At 69.8% G+C, this 18194-nt stretch carries 18 protein-coding genes; 10 read left to right on the forward strand and 8 right to left on the reverse strand.

Going from position 1 to position 18194, the window contains the following annotated elements; genetic code table 11:
- Both rpoB and QBJ89_RS07535 read right to left on the reverse strand, forming a co-directional pair.
- Positions 1–4167: DNA-directed RNA polymerase subunit beta (gene rpoB / locus QBJ89_RS07530; protein WP_277979911.1), on the reverse strand; the 4167-nt coding region annotated here is incomplete at its 3' end.
- A 66-nt stretch (positions 4168–4233) separates the two neighbouring features.
- The gene (locus QBJ89_RS07535; protein WP_277979912.1) at positions 4234–4887 is read right to left on the reverse strand and encodes a hypothetical protein; all 654 of its coding nucleotides are present in this window, start codon (positions 4885–4887) and stop codon (positions 4234–4236) included.
- 7 nt (positions 4888–4894) lie between these two features.
- On the opposite strand from QBJ89_RS07535, the gene QBJ89_RS07540 reads away from it, so the two are divergent.
- Positions 4895–5656 (forward strand): hypothetical protein, encoded by a 762-nt coding sequence (locus QBJ89_RS07540; RefSeq protein ID WP_277979913.1) that lies wholly within the window; start codon positions 4895–4897, stop codon positions 5654–5656.
- Positions 5657–5997: 341 nt separating this feature from the next.
- On the opposite strand, the gene rplL is transcribed toward QBJ89_RS07540, so the two are convergent.
- Positions 5998–6375 carry a 50S ribosomal protein L7/L12 gene (rplL, locus tag QBJ89_RS07545; protein ID WP_183923453.1) on the reverse strand — a complete coding sequence of 126 codons (378 nt, stop codon included), beginning with the start codon at positions 6373–6375 and terminating at the stop codon, positions 5998–6000.
- Between the two features lie 69 nt (positions 6376–6444).
- On the reverse strand, positions 6445–6960 hold the full coding sequence (rplJ, locus tag QBJ89_RS07550; protein WP_277979914.1) for a 50S ribosomal protein L10: 516 nt from the start codon (positions 6958–6960) through the stop codon (positions 6445–6447).
- A 402-nt stretch (positions 6961–7362) separates the two neighbouring features.
- On the opposite strand from rplJ, the gene QBJ89_RS07555 reads away from it, so the two are divergent.
- Positions 7363–9888: a PhoX family protein gene (locus QBJ89_RS07555; protein ID WP_277979915.1), complete on the forward strand. Its 2526-nt coding sequence runs from the start codon at positions 7363–7365 to the stop codon at positions 9886–9888.
- Between the two features lie 203 nt (positions 9889–10091).
- Here QBJ89_RS07555 and QBJ89_RS07560 read toward each other — a convergent pair whose 3' ends face one another.
- Complete coding sequence (locus QBJ89_RS07560) at positions 10092–10943, reverse strand: LysR family transcriptional regulator (protein WP_277979916.1); 852 nt, start codon at positions 10941–10943, stop codon at positions 10092–10094.
- A 265-nt stretch (positions 10944–11208) separates the two neighbouring features.
- On the opposite strand from QBJ89_RS07560, the gene QBJ89_RS07565 reads away from it, so the two are divergent.
- Positions 11209–12216 (forward strand): bile acid:sodium symporter family protein, encoded by a 1008-nt coding sequence (locus tag QBJ89_RS07565; RefSeq protein WP_277979917.1) that lies wholly within the window; start codon positions 11209–11211, stop codon positions 12214–12216.
- Here QBJ89_RS07565 and QBJ89_RS07570 read toward each other — a convergent pair.
- Entirely contained in the window at positions 12203–13108 is a 906-nt protein-coding gene (locus QBJ89_RS07570) for a pirin family protein (RefSeq protein WP_277979918.1), read from the reverse strand. The genes QBJ89_RS07565 and QBJ89_RS07570 overlap by 14 nt on opposite strands.
- A gap of 112 nt (positions 13109–13220) precedes the next feature.
- On the opposite strand from QBJ89_RS07570, the gene QBJ89_RS07575 reads away from it, so the two are divergent.
- Positions 13221–13586 carry a hypothetical protein gene (locus QBJ89_RS07575; RefSeq protein WP_277979919.1) on the forward strand — a complete coding sequence of 122 codons (366 nt, stop codon included), beginning with the start codon at positions 13221–13223 and terminating at the stop codon, positions 13584–13586.
- 142 nt (positions 13587–13728) lie between these two features.
- Here QBJ89_RS07575 and QBJ89_RS07580 read toward each other — a convergent pair whose 3' ends face one another.
- Positions 13729–14382: a TIGR02117 family protein gene (locus QBJ89_RS07580; RefSeq protein WP_277979920.1), complete on the reverse strand. Its 654-nt coding sequence runs from the start codon at positions 14380–14382 to the stop codon at positions 13729–13731.
- Between the two features lie 23 nt (positions 14383–14405).
- On the opposite strand from QBJ89_RS07580, the gene phhA reads away from it, so the two are divergent.
- From phhA to QBJ89_RS07595, 3 genes are all read left to right on the forward strand, one after another.
- Positions 14406–15278: a phenylalanine 4-monooxygenase gene (phhA, locus tag QBJ89_RS07585; RefSeq protein WP_277979921.1), complete on the forward strand. Its 873-nt coding sequence runs from the start codon at positions 14406–14408 to the stop codon at positions 15276–15278.
- Positions 15279–15471: 193 nt separating this feature from the next.
- Positions 15472–16032: an FxDxF family PEP-CTERM protein gene (locus QBJ89_RS07590; protein ID WP_277979922.1), complete on the forward strand. Its 561-nt coding sequence runs from the start codon at positions 15472–15474 to the stop codon at positions 16030–16032.
- A gap of 107 nt (positions 16033–16139) precedes the next feature.
- The gene (locus tag QBJ89_RS07595; RefSeq protein WP_277979923.1) at positions 16140–16346 is read left to right on the forward strand and encodes a hypothetical protein; all 207 of its coding nucleotides are present in this window, start codon (positions 16140–16142) and stop codon (positions 16344–16346) included.
- Here the strand turns inward: QBJ89_RS07595 and QBJ89_RS07600 are convergent.
- A complete protein-coding gene (locus QBJ89_RS07600; protein ID WP_277979924.1) occupies positions 16328–16513 on the reverse strand; it encodes a hypothetical protein in 186 nt (61 codons plus the stop codon). The two genes, QBJ89_RS07595 and QBJ89_RS07600, sit on opposite strands and share 19 nt — an antisense overlap.
- 71 nt (positions 16514–16584) lie before the next feature.
- Here QBJ89_RS07600 and QBJ89_RS07605 point away from each other — a divergent pair, with 71 nt between their 5' ends.
- The 3 genes from QBJ89_RS07605 (at position 16585) to QBJ89_RS07615 (ending at position 18139) form a co-directional block, all read left to right on the forward strand.
- Entirely contained in the window at positions 16585–17286 is a 702-nt protein-coding gene (locus QBJ89_RS07605; protein WP_277979925.1) for an NAD-dependent deacylase, read from the forward strand.
- 221 nt (positions 17287–17507) lie between these two features.
- Positions 17508–17879 (forward strand): SAM-dependent methyltransferase, encoded by a 372-nt coding sequence (locus QBJ89_RS07610; protein ID WP_277979926.1) that lies wholly within the window; start codon positions 17508–17510, stop codon positions 17877–17879.
- The gene (locus QBJ89_RS07615) at positions 17876–18139 is read left to right on the forward strand and encodes a hypothetical protein (protein WP_277979927.1); all 264 of its coding nucleotides are present in this window, start codon (positions 17876–17878) and stop codon (positions 18137–18139) included. Before QBJ89_RS07610 ends, QBJ89_RS07615 begins: the two co-directional genes overlap by 4 nt.
- The last annotated feature ends 55 nt before the right edge of the window (positions 18140–18194 follow it).

The raw sequence follows: 18194 nt of genomic DNA on the forward strand, positions 1-18194 counted from the left end.
GGCGACGCCGTCCTCGTCCACGCCCAGGTCCATCGTCTTGAGATCGACGTTGAGACCCAGCGAGCGCATCTCCTTGACGAGCACGTTGAAGCTCTCGGGGATGCCGGCCTCGAACGTGTCGTCGCCCTTGACGATCGCCTCATAGACCTTGGTGCGGCCGACGACGTCGTCGGACTTCACCGTCAGCATCTCCTGCAGCGTGTAGGCGGCGCCGTACGCCTGAAGCGCCCACACCTCCATCTCGCCGAAGCGCTGCCCACCGAACTGCGCCTTGCCGCCCAGCGGCTGCTGGGTAACGAGCGAGTAGGGCCCGATCGACCGCGCGTGGATCTTGTCGTCCACCAAGTGGTGCAGCTTGAGCATGTAGATGATGCCCACCGTCACCTTGCGGTCGAACTGGTCGCCGGTGCGCCCGTCGAACAGGTCCGACTGGCCCGAGCGATCGAGCCCGGCGAGCTCCAGCATCTCGGCGACGTCGGCTTCCACCGCGCCGTCGAACACCGGGGTCGCCATCGGCACGCCCGCCTTCAGGTTCTGCGCCAGCTCGACGATCTCGTTGCCGTCACGGGCGCGGATGTCGTCGAGATAATGCTCGCCATAGACCGTCTCGAGCCGCTCCTTCACCGCCGCGGGCATCTCGCCCGCCTTGGCGTCCGGGTTGGCGTCACGCCAGTCTTCCAGCGCGTGCGCAATCTGCTGGCCGAGGCCGCGCGCGGCCCAGCCCAGGTGGGTCTCGAAGATCTGCCCGACGTTCATGCGCGACGGCACGCCCAGCGGGTTGAGCACGAGGTCCACCGGCGTCCCGTCGGCGAGGAACGGCATGTCCTCGACCGGCAGGATGCGGCTGATCACGCCCTTGTTGCCGTGACGGCCGGCCATCTTGTCGCCCGGCTGCAGCTTGCGCTTCACCGCGACGAACACCTTGACCATCTTGAGTACGCCCGGCGGCAGTTCGTCACCGCGCTCCAGCTTCTCGCGGCGATCCTCGAACTTGTCGCGGATCTTCTTGGCGGCCTCGTCATACTGCGCCTTGACCGCTTCCAGGTTGGCCTGGACCGTGTCGTCCTGCACCGCGAACTTCCACCACTCGTGGCGGTCGACGCTGTCGAGCAGGTCCATGTCGATCGTGGCGCCCTTCTTCAGGCCCTTCGGCACCGCGGTGGCGACCTGGTCGAGCAGCATCTCGCGCAGGCGCGACCAGGTGGCGCGGTTGAGGATCGTGCGCTCGTCGTCCGAGTCCTTCTTCAGGCGCTCGATCTCCTCGCGCTCGATCGCCATCGCGCGCTCGTCCTTGTCGATGCCGTGGCGATTGAAGACGCGCACGTCGACGATCGTCCCGGCGACGCCCGGCGGCAGGCGCAGCGAGGTGTCGCGCACGTCGCTGGCCTTCTCGCCGAAGATGGCGCGGAGCAATTTCTCCTCCGGCGTCATCGGGCTCTCGCCCTTCGGCGTGATCTTGCCGACCAGGATGTCGCCCGGCTCGACCTCGGCGCCGATATAGACGATGCCCGCCTCGTCGAGGTTGCGCAGCGCTTCCTCGCCGACGTTGGGGATGTCGCGGGTGATGTCCTCCGGCCCGAGCTTGGTGTCGCGCGCCATCACCTCGAACTCGTCGATGTGGATCGACGTGAACACGTCGTCCTTCACGATCCGCTCGGAGATGAGGATCGAGTCCTCGTAGTTATACCCGTTCCAAGGCATGAACGCGACGAGCGCGTTACGGCCCAGCGCCAGCTCGCCGAACTCGGTCGACGGGCCGTCCGCGATGACGTCGCCGACATTGACCACGTCGCCTACCTTCACCAGCGGGCGCTGGTTGATGCAGGTCGACTGGTTCGAGCGCTGGAACTTCATCAGCGTGTAGATGTCGACGCCCGACTCGGCCGCGCTGACGTCACCCGTGGCACGGATCACGATGCGGCTGGCGTCGACCTGGTCGATCACGCCGGCGCGCTTGGCCGCGATCGCCGCGCCCGAATCGCGCGCGACGGTCTCTTCCATGCCGGTGCCGACGAACGGCGCCTCGGCCTTGACCAGCGGCACCGCCTGGCGCTGCATGTTCGAGCCCATCAGCGCACGGTTGGCGTCGTCGTTCTCGAGGAACGGGATCAGCGACGCCGCGACCGACACGAGCTGCTTGGGCGAGACGTCCATCAGCGTGATCGTCTCGGGCAGCGCCATCAGGAACTCGCCCGCCTGGCGCGCGGAGACGAGCTCCTCGGTCAGCCGGCCGTCTGCGTCGAGGTCGGCGGAGGCCTGCGCGATCGTGTGCTTGGCCTCCTCCATCGCCGACAGATAGACCACCTCACCGGTGACCTTGTTGTCGACGACCTTGCGGTACGGCGTCTCGATGAAACCATATTTGTTGACGCGGCTGAAGCTCGCGAGCGAGTTGATCAGACCGATGTTCGGGCCTTCCGGCGTCTCGATCGGACAGATGCGGCCATAGTGCGTGGGGTGGACGTCGCGAACCTCGAAGCCCGCGCGCTCGCGGGTGAGGCCGCCCGGCCCGAGCGCCGAAACACGACGCTTGTGCGTCACTTCGGAGAGCGGGTTGGTCTGGTCCATGAACTGCGACAGCTGCGACGAGCCGAAGAACTCGCGCACCGCGGCGACCGCGGGCTTGGCGTTGATCAGGTCGTTCGGCATGACCGTCGACACGTCGACCGACGACATGCGCTCCTTCACCGCGCGCTCCATGCGCAGCAGGCCGACGCGATACTGGTTCTCGAGCAGCTCGCCGACCGAACGCACGCGGCGGTTGCCGAGATTGTCGATGTCGTCGATCTCGCCCTTGCCGTCCTTCAGGTTGACCAGCGTCTTGACCACCGCGAGGATGTCCTCGGTGCGGAGCGTCGTCACCGTATCCTCGGCATCGAGGTCGAGGCGCATGTTGAGCTTGACGCGACCCACCGCCGACAGGTCGTAGCGGTCCGGATCGAAGAACAGGCCGGCGAACAGCGACTCCGCGGTCTCGAGCGTCGGCGGCTCGCCCGGGCGCATCACGCGATAGATGTCGGACAGCGCCTGCTCGCGCTCCTCGGCCTTGTCGGCCTTGAGCGTGTTGCGGATCCACGGCCCCGTCGTGACATGGTCGATGTCGAGCAGCTCGATCCGGTCGATCCCGGCCTTGTCGAGCTTCTCGAGGCTCTCCGGCCCCATCTCGTCGCCAGCCTCGACGTAGATCTCGCCCGTCTTCTCGTTGATCAGGTCATAGGCGGAATAGCGGCCATAGATCTCCTCGGTCGGGATCAGCAGCGTCTGCAGACCGTCCTTGCCCGCCTTGTTGGCGGCGCGCGGGGTCACCTTGGTGCCCGCGGCGAACACCACCTCGCCCGAGGCGGCGTCGATCAGGTCGAACGTCGGCTTCACGCCGCGCCAGTTCTCGGCCGCGAACGGGATCTGCCAGCCACCCTCGCCGCGCACATAGGTGACGCGGTTGTAGAAGTGGTTGAGGATCTCTTCCGAGTTGAGACCGAGCGCGTACAGCAGCGCCGTCACCGGCAGCTTGCGCTTGCGGTCGATGCGGACGTTGACGATGTCCTTGGCGTCGAACTCGAAGTCGAGCCACGACCCGCGATACGGGATGACGCGCGCGGCGAAGAGATACTTGCCGCTCGCATGCGTCTTGCCGCGATCGTGGTCGAACAGCACGCCCGGCGAGCGGTGCATCTGCGAGACGATCACGCGCTCGGTGCCGTTGATGAAGAACGTGCCGTTCTCGGTCATGAGCGGCATGTCGCCCATGTAGACGTCCTGCTCCTTGATATCGAGCACCGAGCGGGTCTCCGTATCGGGATCCACCTCGAACACGATCAGGCGCAACGTCACGCGCATCGGCGCGGCGTAGGTGATGCCGCGCTGGCGGCACTCCTCGACGTCGAACTTCGGCGGCTCGAGCTCGTAGGTCACGAAGTCGAGCTCGGCGGTGCCGGCGAAGTCACGGATCGGGAACACGCTGCGCAGCGTCTTCTCGAGACCCGAGACGTAGCCGATCGAGGGATCCGAGCGCAGGAACTGCTCGTAGCTCTCGCGCTGGACCTCGATCAGGTTCGGCATCTGCACGACTTCGTGGATGTTGCCGAAGACCTTGCGGATGCGCCGCTTGCGCGTGCCGCTGAGCCGGTCGGAACGCGCGGAGCCCGCGTCGATCGCCTTGGTTGCCATAGGAGCGTGTGCCTCGTCAGCCAGAAATACGGGCGCTTGGGACAGAACGGCGAAAGGCCGCGCGTCTTACCCCGGCGAGCGGGAGACGGCGACCTTCAGCGTCCTGAACCCCTCGACCCATACGTATGACTCGCTGCGCGACGGCGTGCCATGTCCCGAGATCGAAGGAAGTGACCGGGATATAGGCTCGTCGTGTTGGAGCGTCAACCGGGCGGGGTCGACGCGGCGGCGCGGGGGAGAGCGGTTGACCTCGTCGGCGAGCGCGGTAGCGGATGCGACGATGTTCACGCGTAACTTCCTGTTCCTGCTGGCGGCCGCTCCGCTCGCCATGCCCGCGTTGGCGCAACAGGCGAGGCCGGCGCCGGTCACCACCGTGCCGCCGGCCGACTCGGCGGTGCCGCCGCCGATCTCCTGGTCGCTGCCGCCGGGCCCTGGTGCCACGCCGAGCGTGCCCGCCGCGGTCGCGCCGGTGCGGGTCGCGCCGACGCCGCGTCCCACGCCCACCGCCCGCGTGTCGCCCGCACCGGTGCTGCGAGCAAGTGCGACGCCGCGGGTCGCGCCTACGCCGACCCCGCGCAGCAGCGCCACACCGGCTGAACCTGCGCCGGCCGCCATCGCGACGTCGGTTGCTGCACCCAGTCCGTCGGTGACACCGTCCATCGCGGCTCCCGTCGCGACACCGTCGTCGACGCCGTCGCCCAGCGCTGCGGCGAGCGGCATCGGACCAGTGCCTCCACCCGCTCCCGCTCCACCGGCACCGCTGTGGCGGGCCGACGGGCTGATCGCGGGTGCGCTCGTCCTGCTGGTCGGCGTCGCGCTGCTGCTGTGGCGGCGGCGACGCAACGGACCGAGCGACGGGGACGCCGATGAGGTCGCGGTCGCCCCGATCACAGCGGAGCCGCGCGCGCACCGGCCGCCCTCGGAGCCGGCATCACGCATCGCGCCGGTGCCGAGCGGCCCCACCCCGGCGTCGCCCGCCGTCGGCGCACCGCGCGCGCGCCTCACGCTCGCGCTGCGCCCGCGCCGCGGCGGGATCAATCTCGTCACCGCGACGCTCGACGCCGAGCTGGAGATCGTCAACGCGGGCGACGCGCCGGCGGGCGCGGTACAGGTCGCGGCGCGGCTGCTGAGCGCGCATCGCGACCAGCAGGCCGAGCTCGATGCGCTCTTCGCCGAGCCCGGTGTGCGTCCCGCGGTGATGCCGTTCGCGCTCGCGCCGGGCGAAGGTCGCGTGCTGCCGCTGCTGCTGACGCTGCCGCGCGGCGCGATCCGGCCGATCGACATGGGCGGGCGGGCGATGTTCGTGCCCGTCGCCGCGGTGGACGTGCGCTATGCCAGCGGGGCCGCGAAGGCGCAGAGTGCGGCGGCGTTCGCGGTGGGCGTGGAACGCGACGGCGCGGCGAAGCTCGCGCCGTTCTGGCTCGACGGTCCGGCGCGGATGCACGAGACGCTCGGCGCGCGGCCGCACGGCGAGCCCGTGATGCGCTAACGGCTGATCCGGGTCGGCCGCAGCGATCGCACCGACGGTTGTTAGATCGCGCGGCGTCCGCCAACCCGCGGCCGTCACTCCGGACCTGGTCCGAAATCCAGCCTCCCGTATACACCGCGAGACCTGCTCCTGCGGGTCGGTGGATCCCGGACCAAGTCCGGGATGACGGATGGGGGCGCGCCATGTCGGCGCGTCGGGCCCGTCACCACGCGCGATCGACGAAGCGTCCACCGGCACGCCATTTCCACCAACGCGAACGGGGCGACCTTCCGCCAGGAAGGCCGCCCCGCTGCTGCTGAGCCCGTGCCCCGCGGGCGAACCCGCGGGATCCGGTGATCGGCTTACTTGAGCTCGACGGTCGCGCCGGCTTCCTCGAGCTGCTTCTTGACCTTCTCGGCCTCGTCCTTGCTCACGCCTTCCTTGACCGGCTTCGGCGCGCCCTCAACGAGAGCCTTCGCCTCGGTCAGGCCGAGCCCGGTGAGCGCGCGGACCTCCTTGATGACGTTGATCTTCTTGCCACCGTCGCCGGTCAGGATCACGTCGAACTCGGTCTTCTCCTCGACGGCCGGAGCCGCCGCACCGGCGCCGCCGGCGGCCGGCGCCGCAACCGCCGCAGCGGCCGAGACGCCCCACTTCTCTTCGAGCAGCTTCGAAAGCTCGGCGGCCTCGAGGACGGTCAGCTCGCTCAGCTGGTCAACCAGCGCGTTCAGGTCTGCCATGATGTTACTTCCTATCAAGCGGGGACAGGTGCCCCAAGTTCACGAAACAAAAGCCGGTCAGCTGCCCGATCAGGCGGCTTCCTTCTCCGCATAAGCAGAGAGGACGCGCGCGATCTGCGCGGCCGGTGCCTGGGTGATCGTCGCGATCTTCGTGGCCGGGGCCACGATGAGGCCGACGAGCTTGGCGCGCAGCTCGTCCAGCGACGGAAGCGTCGCCAGTGCCTGCACGCCGGCCAGGTCGAGCGCGGTCGCGCCCATCGCGCCGCCGACGATCTCGAACTTGTCGGTCGTCTTGGCGAAATCGACCGCCACCTTGGCTGCCGCGACCGGATCGGTCGAGGACGCCAGGCCGACCGGGCCCGTCAGCATATCGCTGAGCGAACCGTAATCGGTGCCGTCGAGCGCGATCCTGGCAAGCTTGTTCTTCGAGACCCTGTAGCTCGCGCCGGCATCCCGCATCCGGTTGCGCAAGTCGGTCGACTGCGCCACCGTCATCCCGAGGTTGCGGGTGACAACCACCACGCCGACCTTCGAGAAGGTATCGTTCAGCTCGGCAACGGCCGCGGTCTTCTGACTACGATCCATGCCATTCTCCACGTTGGGACAGAGGGCCGAGGCCGACTGTCCGAGTACGAACCGCCAAGCGCGAGCGCCCGGCGATACAGTCCAGCGATGGGGAATGGGAGCCCGTGTGGGCAGCGACAGCACGTGCCTATGAGAGGCGCGCCGCTGCCGCGTTGGTCCTGTCCCCGTCTCGGCGGGGAATTAAGGCCCTGGGGCCACCCGCTGTCTCGGACGGTGCGTCACCACCCGGGGGGCGGGACGCGCGGGGCGGCACATAGCGGATCGGGCGCGCCAGTCAAGCGGGTCACCGCTGTCACGCAGCCGTAACGCTCACGTCATTCTCCTCTCATCAAACTGTCGCGCCCGTGCCTCGGAGCGCGGCCATTACGCCTGGGTACAAGCACATAGCGCCCAGGGAGCGTCATGACCGACCAGCAGCTCAGCCTCGCCACCGCATCCTACGAAGACGGTGACATCGACACCAACCCGACGCGCAACCCGCATCTCGCCGACCTCGTCGCGCGTCGCTACTCGCGGCGCCAGCTGATGGGCGGGATGAGCGCGATGACCACCGCGGTGTTTGGCGGCGCGCTGCTCGCCGGCTGCGACGACGACAACAAACAGGACGTCATCACCGTTTCGGATGGCGTTAACGTGCAGACCCAGGGTGGCCGCGTGGTGACGCTCACCGCCACCGCGACCGACAATGCCAGCACGACCAAATTCACTCAGGTCAGCGGCCCGACCGTACCGGTGATCACGAGCGGCAACTCGATCACCTTTACCGCGCCCAATGTCGCGCAGTCGACCGCGCTGGTGTTCGAGTTCACCGCCAGCGGGGGCAGCGGTTCGAGCAGCGCGCGCTCCACGGTGACCGTGCTGCCGGCGACGCTCGCCTTCGCCGCGGTGGCGAAGAATCTCAACGACATGGTCACCGTGCCGTCCGACTATCAGGTGACCGTCCTCTACCGGCTCGGTGACCCGATCGCGGCCAGCGTCGCCGCCTATGCCAATGACGGCAGCGACACCAATTTCGCCCAGCGCGCCGGCGATCATCACGACGGCATGTCCTTCTTCGGCCTCGCCGCGAGCGGCAACACGCCGGACACCACCAACAACACGCGCGGCGTGCTCGTGCTCAACCACGAGAACATCACCCAGGCCTATCTGCACGCCAGCGGCCCGTCGCCGTCGCCCCGCCCGGAGGCCGAGGCGATCAAGGAGATCGAAGCGCACGGCGTCTCGGTGATCGAGGTCACCCGCGCCAGCAACACCGGCGCGTGGAGCTACGTCCAGGGCAGCGCGCTCAACCGTCGCATCACCCCCAACACGCCCGTGCAATTCAACGGCCCGGTGCGCGGCAGCGCGTCGCTGCGCACGCTCTACTCGGCCGACGGCACCACCGGGCGCGGCACGATCAACAATTGCGCCAACGGCTATATGCCCTGGGGCACCTACCTCACCAACGAGGAGAATTGGGCGGGCTATTTTCGTCGCACCGGGGGGGATGCCGCGGTCCGCACCGCCGCAGGCAACGCCAAGCAGAACGTGTCGCTGACCCGCTACGGCATCAGCGAGGGCCGAGCCGGCAATTACGGCTGGACCACGGTGACGCCGTCCGACGCGGCCAGCACCGTCTTCATGCGCTGGAACGCCACCGCCAGCGCCAGCGCCGCGGCGGACGGCACCGCCGACTTCCGCAACGAGCCCTTCCAATTCGGCTGGGTGGTCGAGATCGACCCCTATACGCAGACCGCGACGCCGCGGAAGCGCACCGCGCTGGGCCGCATGAACCACGAGGGCTGCATGGCCGGTCGCGTGATCGCGGGCGTCCGCCCCGCCTTCTACATGGGGGACGACGCGCAGAACGAATATATCTACAAGTTCGTCTCGGCGACGCCCTGGATCGCCGGCGATGCCACGCCGAGCGACCGCCTCGCGACGGGCGACAAATATCTCGACACCGGCACGCTCTATGTCGCGCGCTTCGAGGCCGACGGCACCGGCACCTGGCTGCCGCTGACGTTCGGGCAGAACGGGCTGACCGCGTCCAACGCGAGCTACGCCTTCGTCGACCAGGCCGACGTGCTGATCAACGCGCGCCTCGCCGCCGACGTGCTCGGTGCGACGCGGATGGATCGGCCCGAGTGGACCGCGGTCAACCCGGTCAACGGCGAGATGTACTGCACACTGACCAACAATTCGTCGCGCACCCCCGCCACCACCGACGCCGCCAACCCGCGCGCCTATACCGATCCCAAGCTGCCACAGGGCGACGTCATCAACGCCGACCCGCCGACGAGCGCGCAGGCGACCCGCGGCAATGCCAACGGCCATGTCATCCGCCTGCGCGAGGCCGGCGATACCACCGAGGCCACCGGCTTCACCTGGGACATCTACGCTTTCGGCGCGGGCAGCGACCTTGATCCGACCAACATCAACCTGTCGGGTCTCGACGCGAGCAACGACTTTTCCTCGCCCGATGGCTTGTGGTTCGGCCTGCCGAGCAACGCCAGCGGTCAGGTCGCGCCGGTGCTGTGGATCGAGACCGACGACGGCGCCTATACCGACGTCACCAACTGCATGCTGCTCGCGGCGATGCCGGGCAGCGTCGGCGACGGCGGCACGCGCGTGGTCAACAACACGCTGACGACGGCTGCCAATACCACCACGACGAGCACCACCACCACGCGCATCGGCGCGGCGCCGGGCAGCAAGCTCAAGCGCTTCCTGGTCGGGCCCAAGGAGTGCGAGATCACCGGCATCACCTCGACCCCGGACGGCCGCTCGCTGTTCGTCAACATCCAGCACCCGGGCGAGAACGGCGGCCCGGCAAACATCACCTCGAGCTGGCCGGCGAACCAGGCCGGCGCGGTGACCAGTCCGACACGCCCGCGCTCGGCGACGATCGTGATCACCAAGAACGACGGCGGCGTGGTCGGCCTCTAACGCGGACGCGAGGACGGTACCGCCGCCCGGCCGACGGGCGCGGTCACGTCTATAGCGACAGACGTGCGCGTACCCGTTCCCCGGCGAACGCCGGGCCCAGCTGGGGAACGGTTCGGTGAACCCAAGACGGCCAACCCAACCGGGCCCCTGCCTTCGCCGGGGAACAGCGTAGCCTCGCGACGCTAGCCTCCCCCACGACATCCTCACCGTACCCCGCGCGACCAGCCGAGCATCGCCGCCGCCAGTGCCGCGATGGCGGGGTCGTGCCCGGGCGCGATCACCACGAACTCCATTGCCGGCAACGCTGGTAGCGCTTCCCCGGGCGGCAGCACCGCCAGTCCGGCGGGCAGCAGCCGCGCCGAGTGCGGCATCACGCCCAGCCCGGCGCGTGCCGCTGCGCTCAGCCCGGTGAGGCTCGCGCTGGTGAAGGCGACCCGCCACGTCCGCCCGGCCTCCTCCAGCGCGGCGATCGCGCGCGCGCGGGTCACGCTCGGTGGCGGGTACAGCAGCAGCGGCAGCGGCGCCTCGGCCTCAGCGCGCCAGCCCTCGCGCCCGACCCAGGCGATCGGCTCCTCCCACGCCAGCGTGCCGCGCCGGTCGCCGCTGCGGCGCTTGACGAAGATGAGGTCGAGCTGCCCCGCGTCGAACGCCTCGTAGAGGTGCTCGCTCAGCCCGGCGCGAAGCTCGAGGTCCACCTCGGGGTGGCGGCGCGCAAAGCCGGCGAGCACGTCGGGCAGCGCCGACAGCACGAAATCCTCCGACGCGCCCAGCCGCAGCCGCCCGCGCAACGGCACCGCGGCGAGGTGGCGCGCGAGTCGCTCGCTCGCCGTCAGCACCGCGCGCGCCTGGTCGAGCAGCGCCTCTCCATCCGGAGTGAGCGCGACGCGGTGCGTGTTGCGATCGATCAGCCGCCGCCCGGCCTGATCCTCGAGCCGGCGGATGTGCTGGCTGACCGTCGACTGGCGCAGGTCGAGCGAGCGCGCGGCGGCGGTGAAGCTGCCGTGTTCGGTCACGGCGACGAAGGTGCGGAGGAGGTCGAGCGCGATGTCAGGCATGATCATCACGCTAGATGATAAGCGATATCGCGGCGATCGGGTTTGTGCATGAGCTGCGATCGCCTAGATGGAGACTGAAGCGGTGCCACCCCGTCCGTCATTTGCGCGAAGGCGGGAATCCAGACGCGCCCACCTCACGGCCAGAGGCGCGGCGTCAGCGCGTATGGATCCCCGCCTTCGCGAGGATGACGGAAGGGGGCGAGGGTTGCGAGGTGGTGGAACCGTAGCCCTTGAGACAGACGCCACCCCGAACGAAAGGTCCCGCATGTCCTCCCGCTCCTTCCGCTGGCCGCGCGTCGACCGTTACCTGCTGCTGCTGATCGCGACCGTCGCGCTCGCCGCGCTGCTGCCCGCGCGCGGCGCCTTCACCAGCGTCGCCGACGGCGCGGTGACGGTCGCGGTGGCGCTGCTATTCCTGCTGTACGGCGCGCGGCTCGCGCCCGAGGCGATCTGGGCGGGACTCACGCACTGGCGGCTGCAGGCGCTGGTATTCGCCAGCACCTTCGTGCTGTTCCCGCTGATCGGACTCGCCACCGCGGCGGCGACCAGGCCCTTCCTGCCGGCGCCGGCGGTGACAGGGCTGCTGTTCCTCAGCCTGCTGCCCTCGACCGTCCAGTCGTCGATCGCCTTCACTTCGATCGCGCGCGGCAATGTCCCGGCGGCATTGTGCAGCGCGTCGCTGTCGAACCTCGTCGGCACGCTGCTGACCCCGCTGCTGGTCGCGCAGCTGATGCCGGCGGCGAGCGGGGGCGTGTCGCTCGCCGCGCTGGAGGAGATCGCGGTGCAGATCCTGCTGCCCTTCGTCGCCGGCCAGCTGGTGCGCCCGCTGATCGGCCAGTGGCTGCTGCGCCATCCCAGGCTCACCGCGACGGTCGACCGCGGATCGGTGCTCGTCGTCGTCTACGCCGCGTTCAGCGCCGGCATGGTCGCGGGGATTTGGACCCAAGTGTCGCTGGTGGACCTCGTCGCGATCGTCGCCATCGCCAGCGTGATGCTGGCGCTGGTGCTGTTCGCCACCCGCGCCGCGGCCCGTGCGCTCGGCTTCAGCAAGGAGGATGAGATCGCGATCGTCTTCTGCGGCTCGAAGAAGAGCATGGCGAGCGGCATCCCGATGGCGGCGATCCTGTTCCCGGCCGCCTCGGTCGGGCTGATCGTGCTGCCGCTGATGCTGTTCCACCAGATCCAGCTGTTCGTCTGCGCCGTGCTGGCGCGGCGCTATGCCGAGCGCACGGACACGCCGGCGCCGGCGCTTGCCACGGTCACGGGTAGCTGACGGTCTTGGGCACTTCGGGGATCGGGATCCACTCCTTCTCGTCGCCGGGCACGCGCGCGAACTCGCCCGCCATCCAGGCGCGCTTGGCCTCGCGGATCGCCTCGCGCGACGAGTGGACGAAATTCCACCAGACGTGGCGCTTGGTCGCGAAGGCCGCGCCGCCGGCGAGCATCGCGCGCCCGCCCAGCGCCGAGCTCAGCGTGGCGGCGGTGCCGGGGCGCAGCACGTAGAGCTTGCGCGGATCGAGCACGAGACCGTCGAGCGAGGCCTCGCCCTCGGCAAGATAGAGAGCGCGCTCGTCGGTGCTGACGTCGATCGGGACGCTCGCGCCCGGATCAAGCACGACGTCGGCGTAGATCGTATCGGCGTAGGTGGTGGTCGGCGCGCGCGCACCCCATAGCGACCCCATGATGACGCGCGCGCGGGCGCCGCCCGCCTCGACGATAGGCAGGTCACCCGCGCCGACATGCTCGAACGCGGGCGCAATGTCCTCGCGCCCGTCGGGCAGCGCGAGCCAGGTCTGGATGCCCGCGAGCGCGGGACCGTCGGCGCGGACGTCGGCGGGCGAGCGCTCGGAGTGGACGATGCCCGTCCCCGCGGTCATCAGGTTGACCGCGCCGGGCGTGATCCGCGCGTCGGTGCCGAGCGAGTCCCGGTGCTGGAACGCGCCGTCGAACAGGTAGGTGACGGTCGACAGGCCGATATGCGGATGCGGGCGCACGTCGACGCCGTCGCCGGGGGCGAGATGCGCCGGACCCATCTGGTCGAAGAACAGGAACGGGCCCACCATCGTGCGCTCGCGATGGGGCAGGGTGCGGTACACCTTGAAGCCACCGAGGTCGTGCGTGGCGGGCTCGAGCGTCTGTAGGATCAGGTCGTCGCGGGTCGACATGGCGCGTCTCTCGGGTTGCGGTTGAACGGGCTAGCAGGTTGGCGACGCGGCGGAAACCTTCCGGTCCTCGCGGTCGCGGGAACGCGCGCGCGCGCCGCCCGTTGACCCGCGCATGACCCAGAAGAGCAAGCCGAAGGGCAAGAGCAAGCGCGGCTACAAGCCGGATCACCATCGCCGCGACCGCGCGATCGCGGCCGCCGGCCTGATCGGCGCGGTCGCCGCCGGTATCGGGGCGGCGCTGAAATTTGGCTGGTTCGACCGCTACTTCCCCGGCGACGACGGCGAGCATGCCGCGCCTGACCTCGCCGCGGACGCACCGACACCGGGCACGACCCGCGCGCCCGACGCGTTCCGGCCGGACCCGACCGCGCCGGTGCCCGCGTCCGAGCGCGAGTCGCTCCGTCCGGCGACCGGCCCTGCACCGACGCTCGCGGCGACGCGCGGCGAAATGGCGAACCAGACCGGCGCCGCGAACTGAGGCTGGCGACGGGCGCTCTGTGCTTGTGCCCCGGCGACGGCCGGGGCCCGGTTGGAGCGCCGCCGGTGGGTCTCCAGAGCGTGCCCCACCCGGGCTCCGGTCTTCACCGGGGTACGAGTGGAGCGGTCACGATCCGCTTACGCTAGAACCATCGCATCACGGTCGTGGGGAAGGGCGTCCACCACCCGACGCGGACGCCCGCCGCTGCCAGCGTATTCCCGGTCCAGGCGTTACACGTCGTGATCGCGTCATACCGCCCGGCACCCGGGTAGAAGGCGTCGAATCCATAATAGCCGCGCACCGCGGGCCCGGGGGCGCGGCTCGCGCGAACCGCCGCCGCCAGCCGGCGATACTCCTCCGGCCGCAGCACGATCGCGCGCACGCCAGGGCCAAGCAGCGGGCGCGACACGTGCTCGACATGGACCAGCGTCGAGTCGCTGCCGAATGCCGCGCCGAGCAGCACGCCCGGTCGCACGTCCCACCACGTCGGCGTGCCGAGATAAAAGCCGCGCTCGCCCCAGCCGATCGCGACATGGTCATAGCCGGCGTAGCGTGGGTCGACGAGGTCGGCGGCAGGGAAGTCGGCGGTCCAGTCGATCCCGGCGGCGCGCTTGGGCACCACCAGCCCGGTGTGGACGCCATTGTCCTCCACCCAGATCGTCACGCCGCGCGCCGGCGGTCGCCAGCCGGGATGGCGCGGGATCAGCCCGCCGACGGTCGCCGCGACCGCATAGCCGAAGAGCAGCAACGCGACGACGGCGAGCAGGCGACCGAGCGAGGCGGATAGGCGAGCCACGCGGCCATGCTATACCGGGAGGCATGACCGAGGAAACACACGTGCTCGACTCCCCGCCGCCCGGCGCCGCGACCGACTGGACCGTCGCGCAGGACTGGTCGCACTACACCGCCGAGGAACACGCCACCTGGGACATGCTGTTCCAGCGCCAAAGCGCGCTGTTGCCGGGGCGCGCGGCCGACGCCTACCTGCGTGGACTGGACGTGCTCAATCTCTCCAAGCCCGGCATCCCTGACTTCCAAGAACTGTCCGAGCGGTTGATGAAGCTGACCGGCTGGCAGGTGGTGGCGGTGCCGGGGCTGGTGCCCGACGACGTGTTTTTCGACCATATGGCGAACCGCCGCTTCGTGGCGGGCAATTTCATCCGTCGCCCCGATCAGCTCGACTATATTCAGGAGCCCGACGTCTTCCACGACGTGTTCGGGCACGTACCGATGCTCGCCGACCCGGTTTTCGCCGACTACCTCGAAGCCTATGGCCGCGGCGGTCAACGCGCGCTGGAGCTCGGCGCGCTCAAGCAGCTGGGCAGACTCTACTGGTACACGGTCGAGTTCGGGCTGATCGACGAGGGCGAGGGACTGCGCATCTATGGTTCCGGGATCGTCTCATCGGCGGCGGAGACCCGGTTCGCGCTGGAGAGCGACAGTCCTCACCGGATCGCCTTCGACCTGAAGCGGGTGATGCGCACCGACTATCGCATCGACGATTTTCAGCAGAATTACTTCGTCATCCCGAGCTTCGACGCGCTGCTGCGCGCCACGGTGGAGACCGATTTCGCGCCGCTCTACGGGGAGATCCTGGCACAGCCCGACGTACCCGTCGCGACGATCCTGCCTGCGGACGAAGTGATCACGCGCGGCACTCAGGCGCATGCGCGCCGCGCGGCGCAGGCGTAAGCGCCGCGTCCTGCGGCGATCACGTTACCACTCACCCGCAAAAGTTCCCGAAGAAAATGAAAAAGCACCTGTTTTGACTGCCTCGCGCTGGGGCAGGCGCGGTTCACAAGAGGGTCACGCCGATCGACGCTCTCGGGCATTCTGAACGACGGCTTCGTGCGTCGAAGTCGTGTTCCAGTCAGGGAGTTCATACATGAGATCTGTCGTCGCTATCGCCGCTGCCGCCGCCGCGGTGATCGGTGCTGCCGCGCCCGCCGCCGCCGCCACCTACCCGGTCGGCTCGCCCAACTTCCAGGCGACCGCCGGCCCCAACGGTACCTTCTCGGGCGCGTTCTACGCGACCGGCCTCGCCGCCGGCGTGTTTTCCGACACCTTCACCTTCACGCTGCCGACCAACGGCCTGGGCAGCGGCACGGTGACGACCAGCGTGACCGACCTCGGTTCGGCCAACGATCTCGACTTCACCTCGGTGACGATCAACGACATCGCGGCGCAGATCACGAAGACGGCGGGCGGCGCCTTCGAGGTCGCCTTTACCAACAACGTGCCGATCGTGGCCGGCCAGCTGAACAAGCTCGTCGTCACCGGCCTGTCGCGCGGCAATGGCGCGTACGGCGGCCAGGCCACCTTCACCCCGGTCAACTCGGCGGTGCCCGAGCCGGCGACCTGGGCGATGATGATCATGGGCTTCGGCGTGGTCGGCTATGCGATGCGTCGCCGTCGTACCGCGGTGCGCTTCAGCCAGGCGGTCTGAAGACCATCCCGCTGCGCGTCGACGTGAGTCGGCGCATCGAGGGCGGCGCAGTACCGCGTCGCCCTCACCCCGCGCCGGCTGACCACCGGCGGCCAGGACATCGCACCATGTCGAGCCGACCCATCACGCCGTCGCTCGCGGGCACCACCCGCGTGACCTATTGCCAGGATCAGCCGAAGCGCTTCCTCTGCGAGCGCGACGAGGCATCGCTGCCCACCGCTGGCGGCTATGTCGCGCTTGGGGAAGCGCGCTACGCTGTCCGCCGTGTGGAGCGGATCGCGCGCGAGGCGCTCGCCTATGTCATGCCCGACTGATCGCGTCGCAGCGCGGCTCGATCGTCGGCCTGATGGTTGTGCTCGGTCAGCCGAGGATTGTGCGCGCTCGTCTTGAACACCAGCATCACCGCGACGATCGCGACCAGGCCGATCGCGATCGCGATCAGCAGGCGTCTGGCGGCATAGCGGCCCGGTTCTCGCGGCATCATCGGCTCCCCAGCAGCGCGCCTCCAGGCGGCGCTAGTCGGCTCGGGCCCGCGGCGATATCACCTGGCGCATGACCGCCGTCGGCAACATCGTCATCCTCACCGGCGCCGGCGTATCGGCCGAGAGCGGCATCGCGACGTTCCGCGGACCGGGTGGCCTGTGGGAGGGCCACCGCGTCGAGGACGTCTGCACGGCCGAGGCGCTCGCGCGCGATCCCGCGCTGGTGCATCGCTTCTACGACTTGCGCCGCGCCGCGCTCGACACGGTCGCGCCCAACGCCGCGCATGACGCGCTGGCGCGGCTCGACGCCGCCTGGCCGGGCGAGCTGCTGATCGTGACCCAGAACGTCGACGACCTGCACGAGCGCGCCGGGGCGCGCCGTTTGCTCCACATGCACGGCGAGCTGCACTCGGCGTTGTGCGCCGCCTGTGGCACGCGCCACCCGTGGCATGACGCGCTGCCACCCGCGACGCGCTGTCCGACGTGTGGCGCGACCGCGCTGCGCCCCGACATCGTCTTCTTCGGCGAGATGCCGTACGAGATGGAGCGGATCGAGGCAGCGCTAGGGCACGCCGACCTGTTCGTCTCCATCGGCACTTCGGGCGCGGTCTATCCGGCCGCCGGCTTTGTGCGCGGCGCCGCCGCGGGCGGCGCGGCGACGCTCGAGCTCAACCTCGAGCGCTCGGCCGGGAGCGCCTGGTTCGACGAGATGCGGTTGGGACCGGCGGGCGTGCTGGTGCCGGCCTGGGTCGATGCGCTGCTGGCGGGCTGAGCCCGCTATACGCGCGCGCTACGCGATCGATCGCGATCGCTCTCGCACGCCTATGCGCCGCCTCGTAGCTGTGGTCGGCGGGCGCTCGGACGCCCGATCATGCGAGGCTATGACGCGAAATGGTGCGGCTTCACCTTCGTCGGTTGGCGATCCCCGATCCAGCGACGCCGCGGCCACCCGCCGCGTCACGCCCCGGCCCGATGGCGGACGCGCGCTGGCCTGTGCTGGCACGGGCCCTCGCCGAGTTGCGGGCGGCGCGTCGCCGCGCGGTGCGGATCGTCGACGCCGACTGCGGCGACGGTGCGCTGCTGCTCGCCGCGGCGCGGCATGCGCGCGCGCTCGGCTTTGTCGCGATCGAGGCACGCGGTGTCGACGGTGCGCCCGCGCTGATCGCGCGCGCCCGCGCCGCCGCGGCTGCGCTCGACGACGCGGCGATCGGTATATGCTTCGACTGCGCGGACATGGTGGAGGCGCTCGCGCAGGAGCACGATGTTCCGGCAGACATCGTGCTGGCGCCGGCCGCGCTCTCCGAAGCAGCGACGCTCGCCCTGGCGCGCGCCGGCGCCCGCGTGATCGCGCGGGTGCGGGCGTGACCCGGCGCGATCACGCCTGGCGCCTGGGCGGCCTCGCGTTGACCGTTGGCGCGTGCACCGCCTGTCTCTCGCTCGATCGGTCACCGCTGATGGTACCGCTCTTCGTCGCCGCGCTGCTCGGTTTGCCGCTGATGATCCACGGCAAGCGCGTGGCGCAGGTACTGCGCGCCGAGCGACGTGGCCACGCGCTTACCGCGGACGCGGTGCATGCGGCGAGGCTTCGCGCGCGCGGGCAGAACAGCGACGGGTTCGATAGGTGAGGCGGGGCGGCGATCGTCCGCTCGCCGCATCCGCGCAGGCGTCTGATCCATCTGG

Origin of the sequence: Sphingomonas phyllosphaerae (assembly GCF_029623345.1) — a bacterium.
Classification (GTDB): Bacteria; Pseudomonadota; Alphaproteobacteria; order Sphingomonadales; family Sphingomonadaceae; genus Sphingomonas; species Sphingomonas phyllosphaerae_C.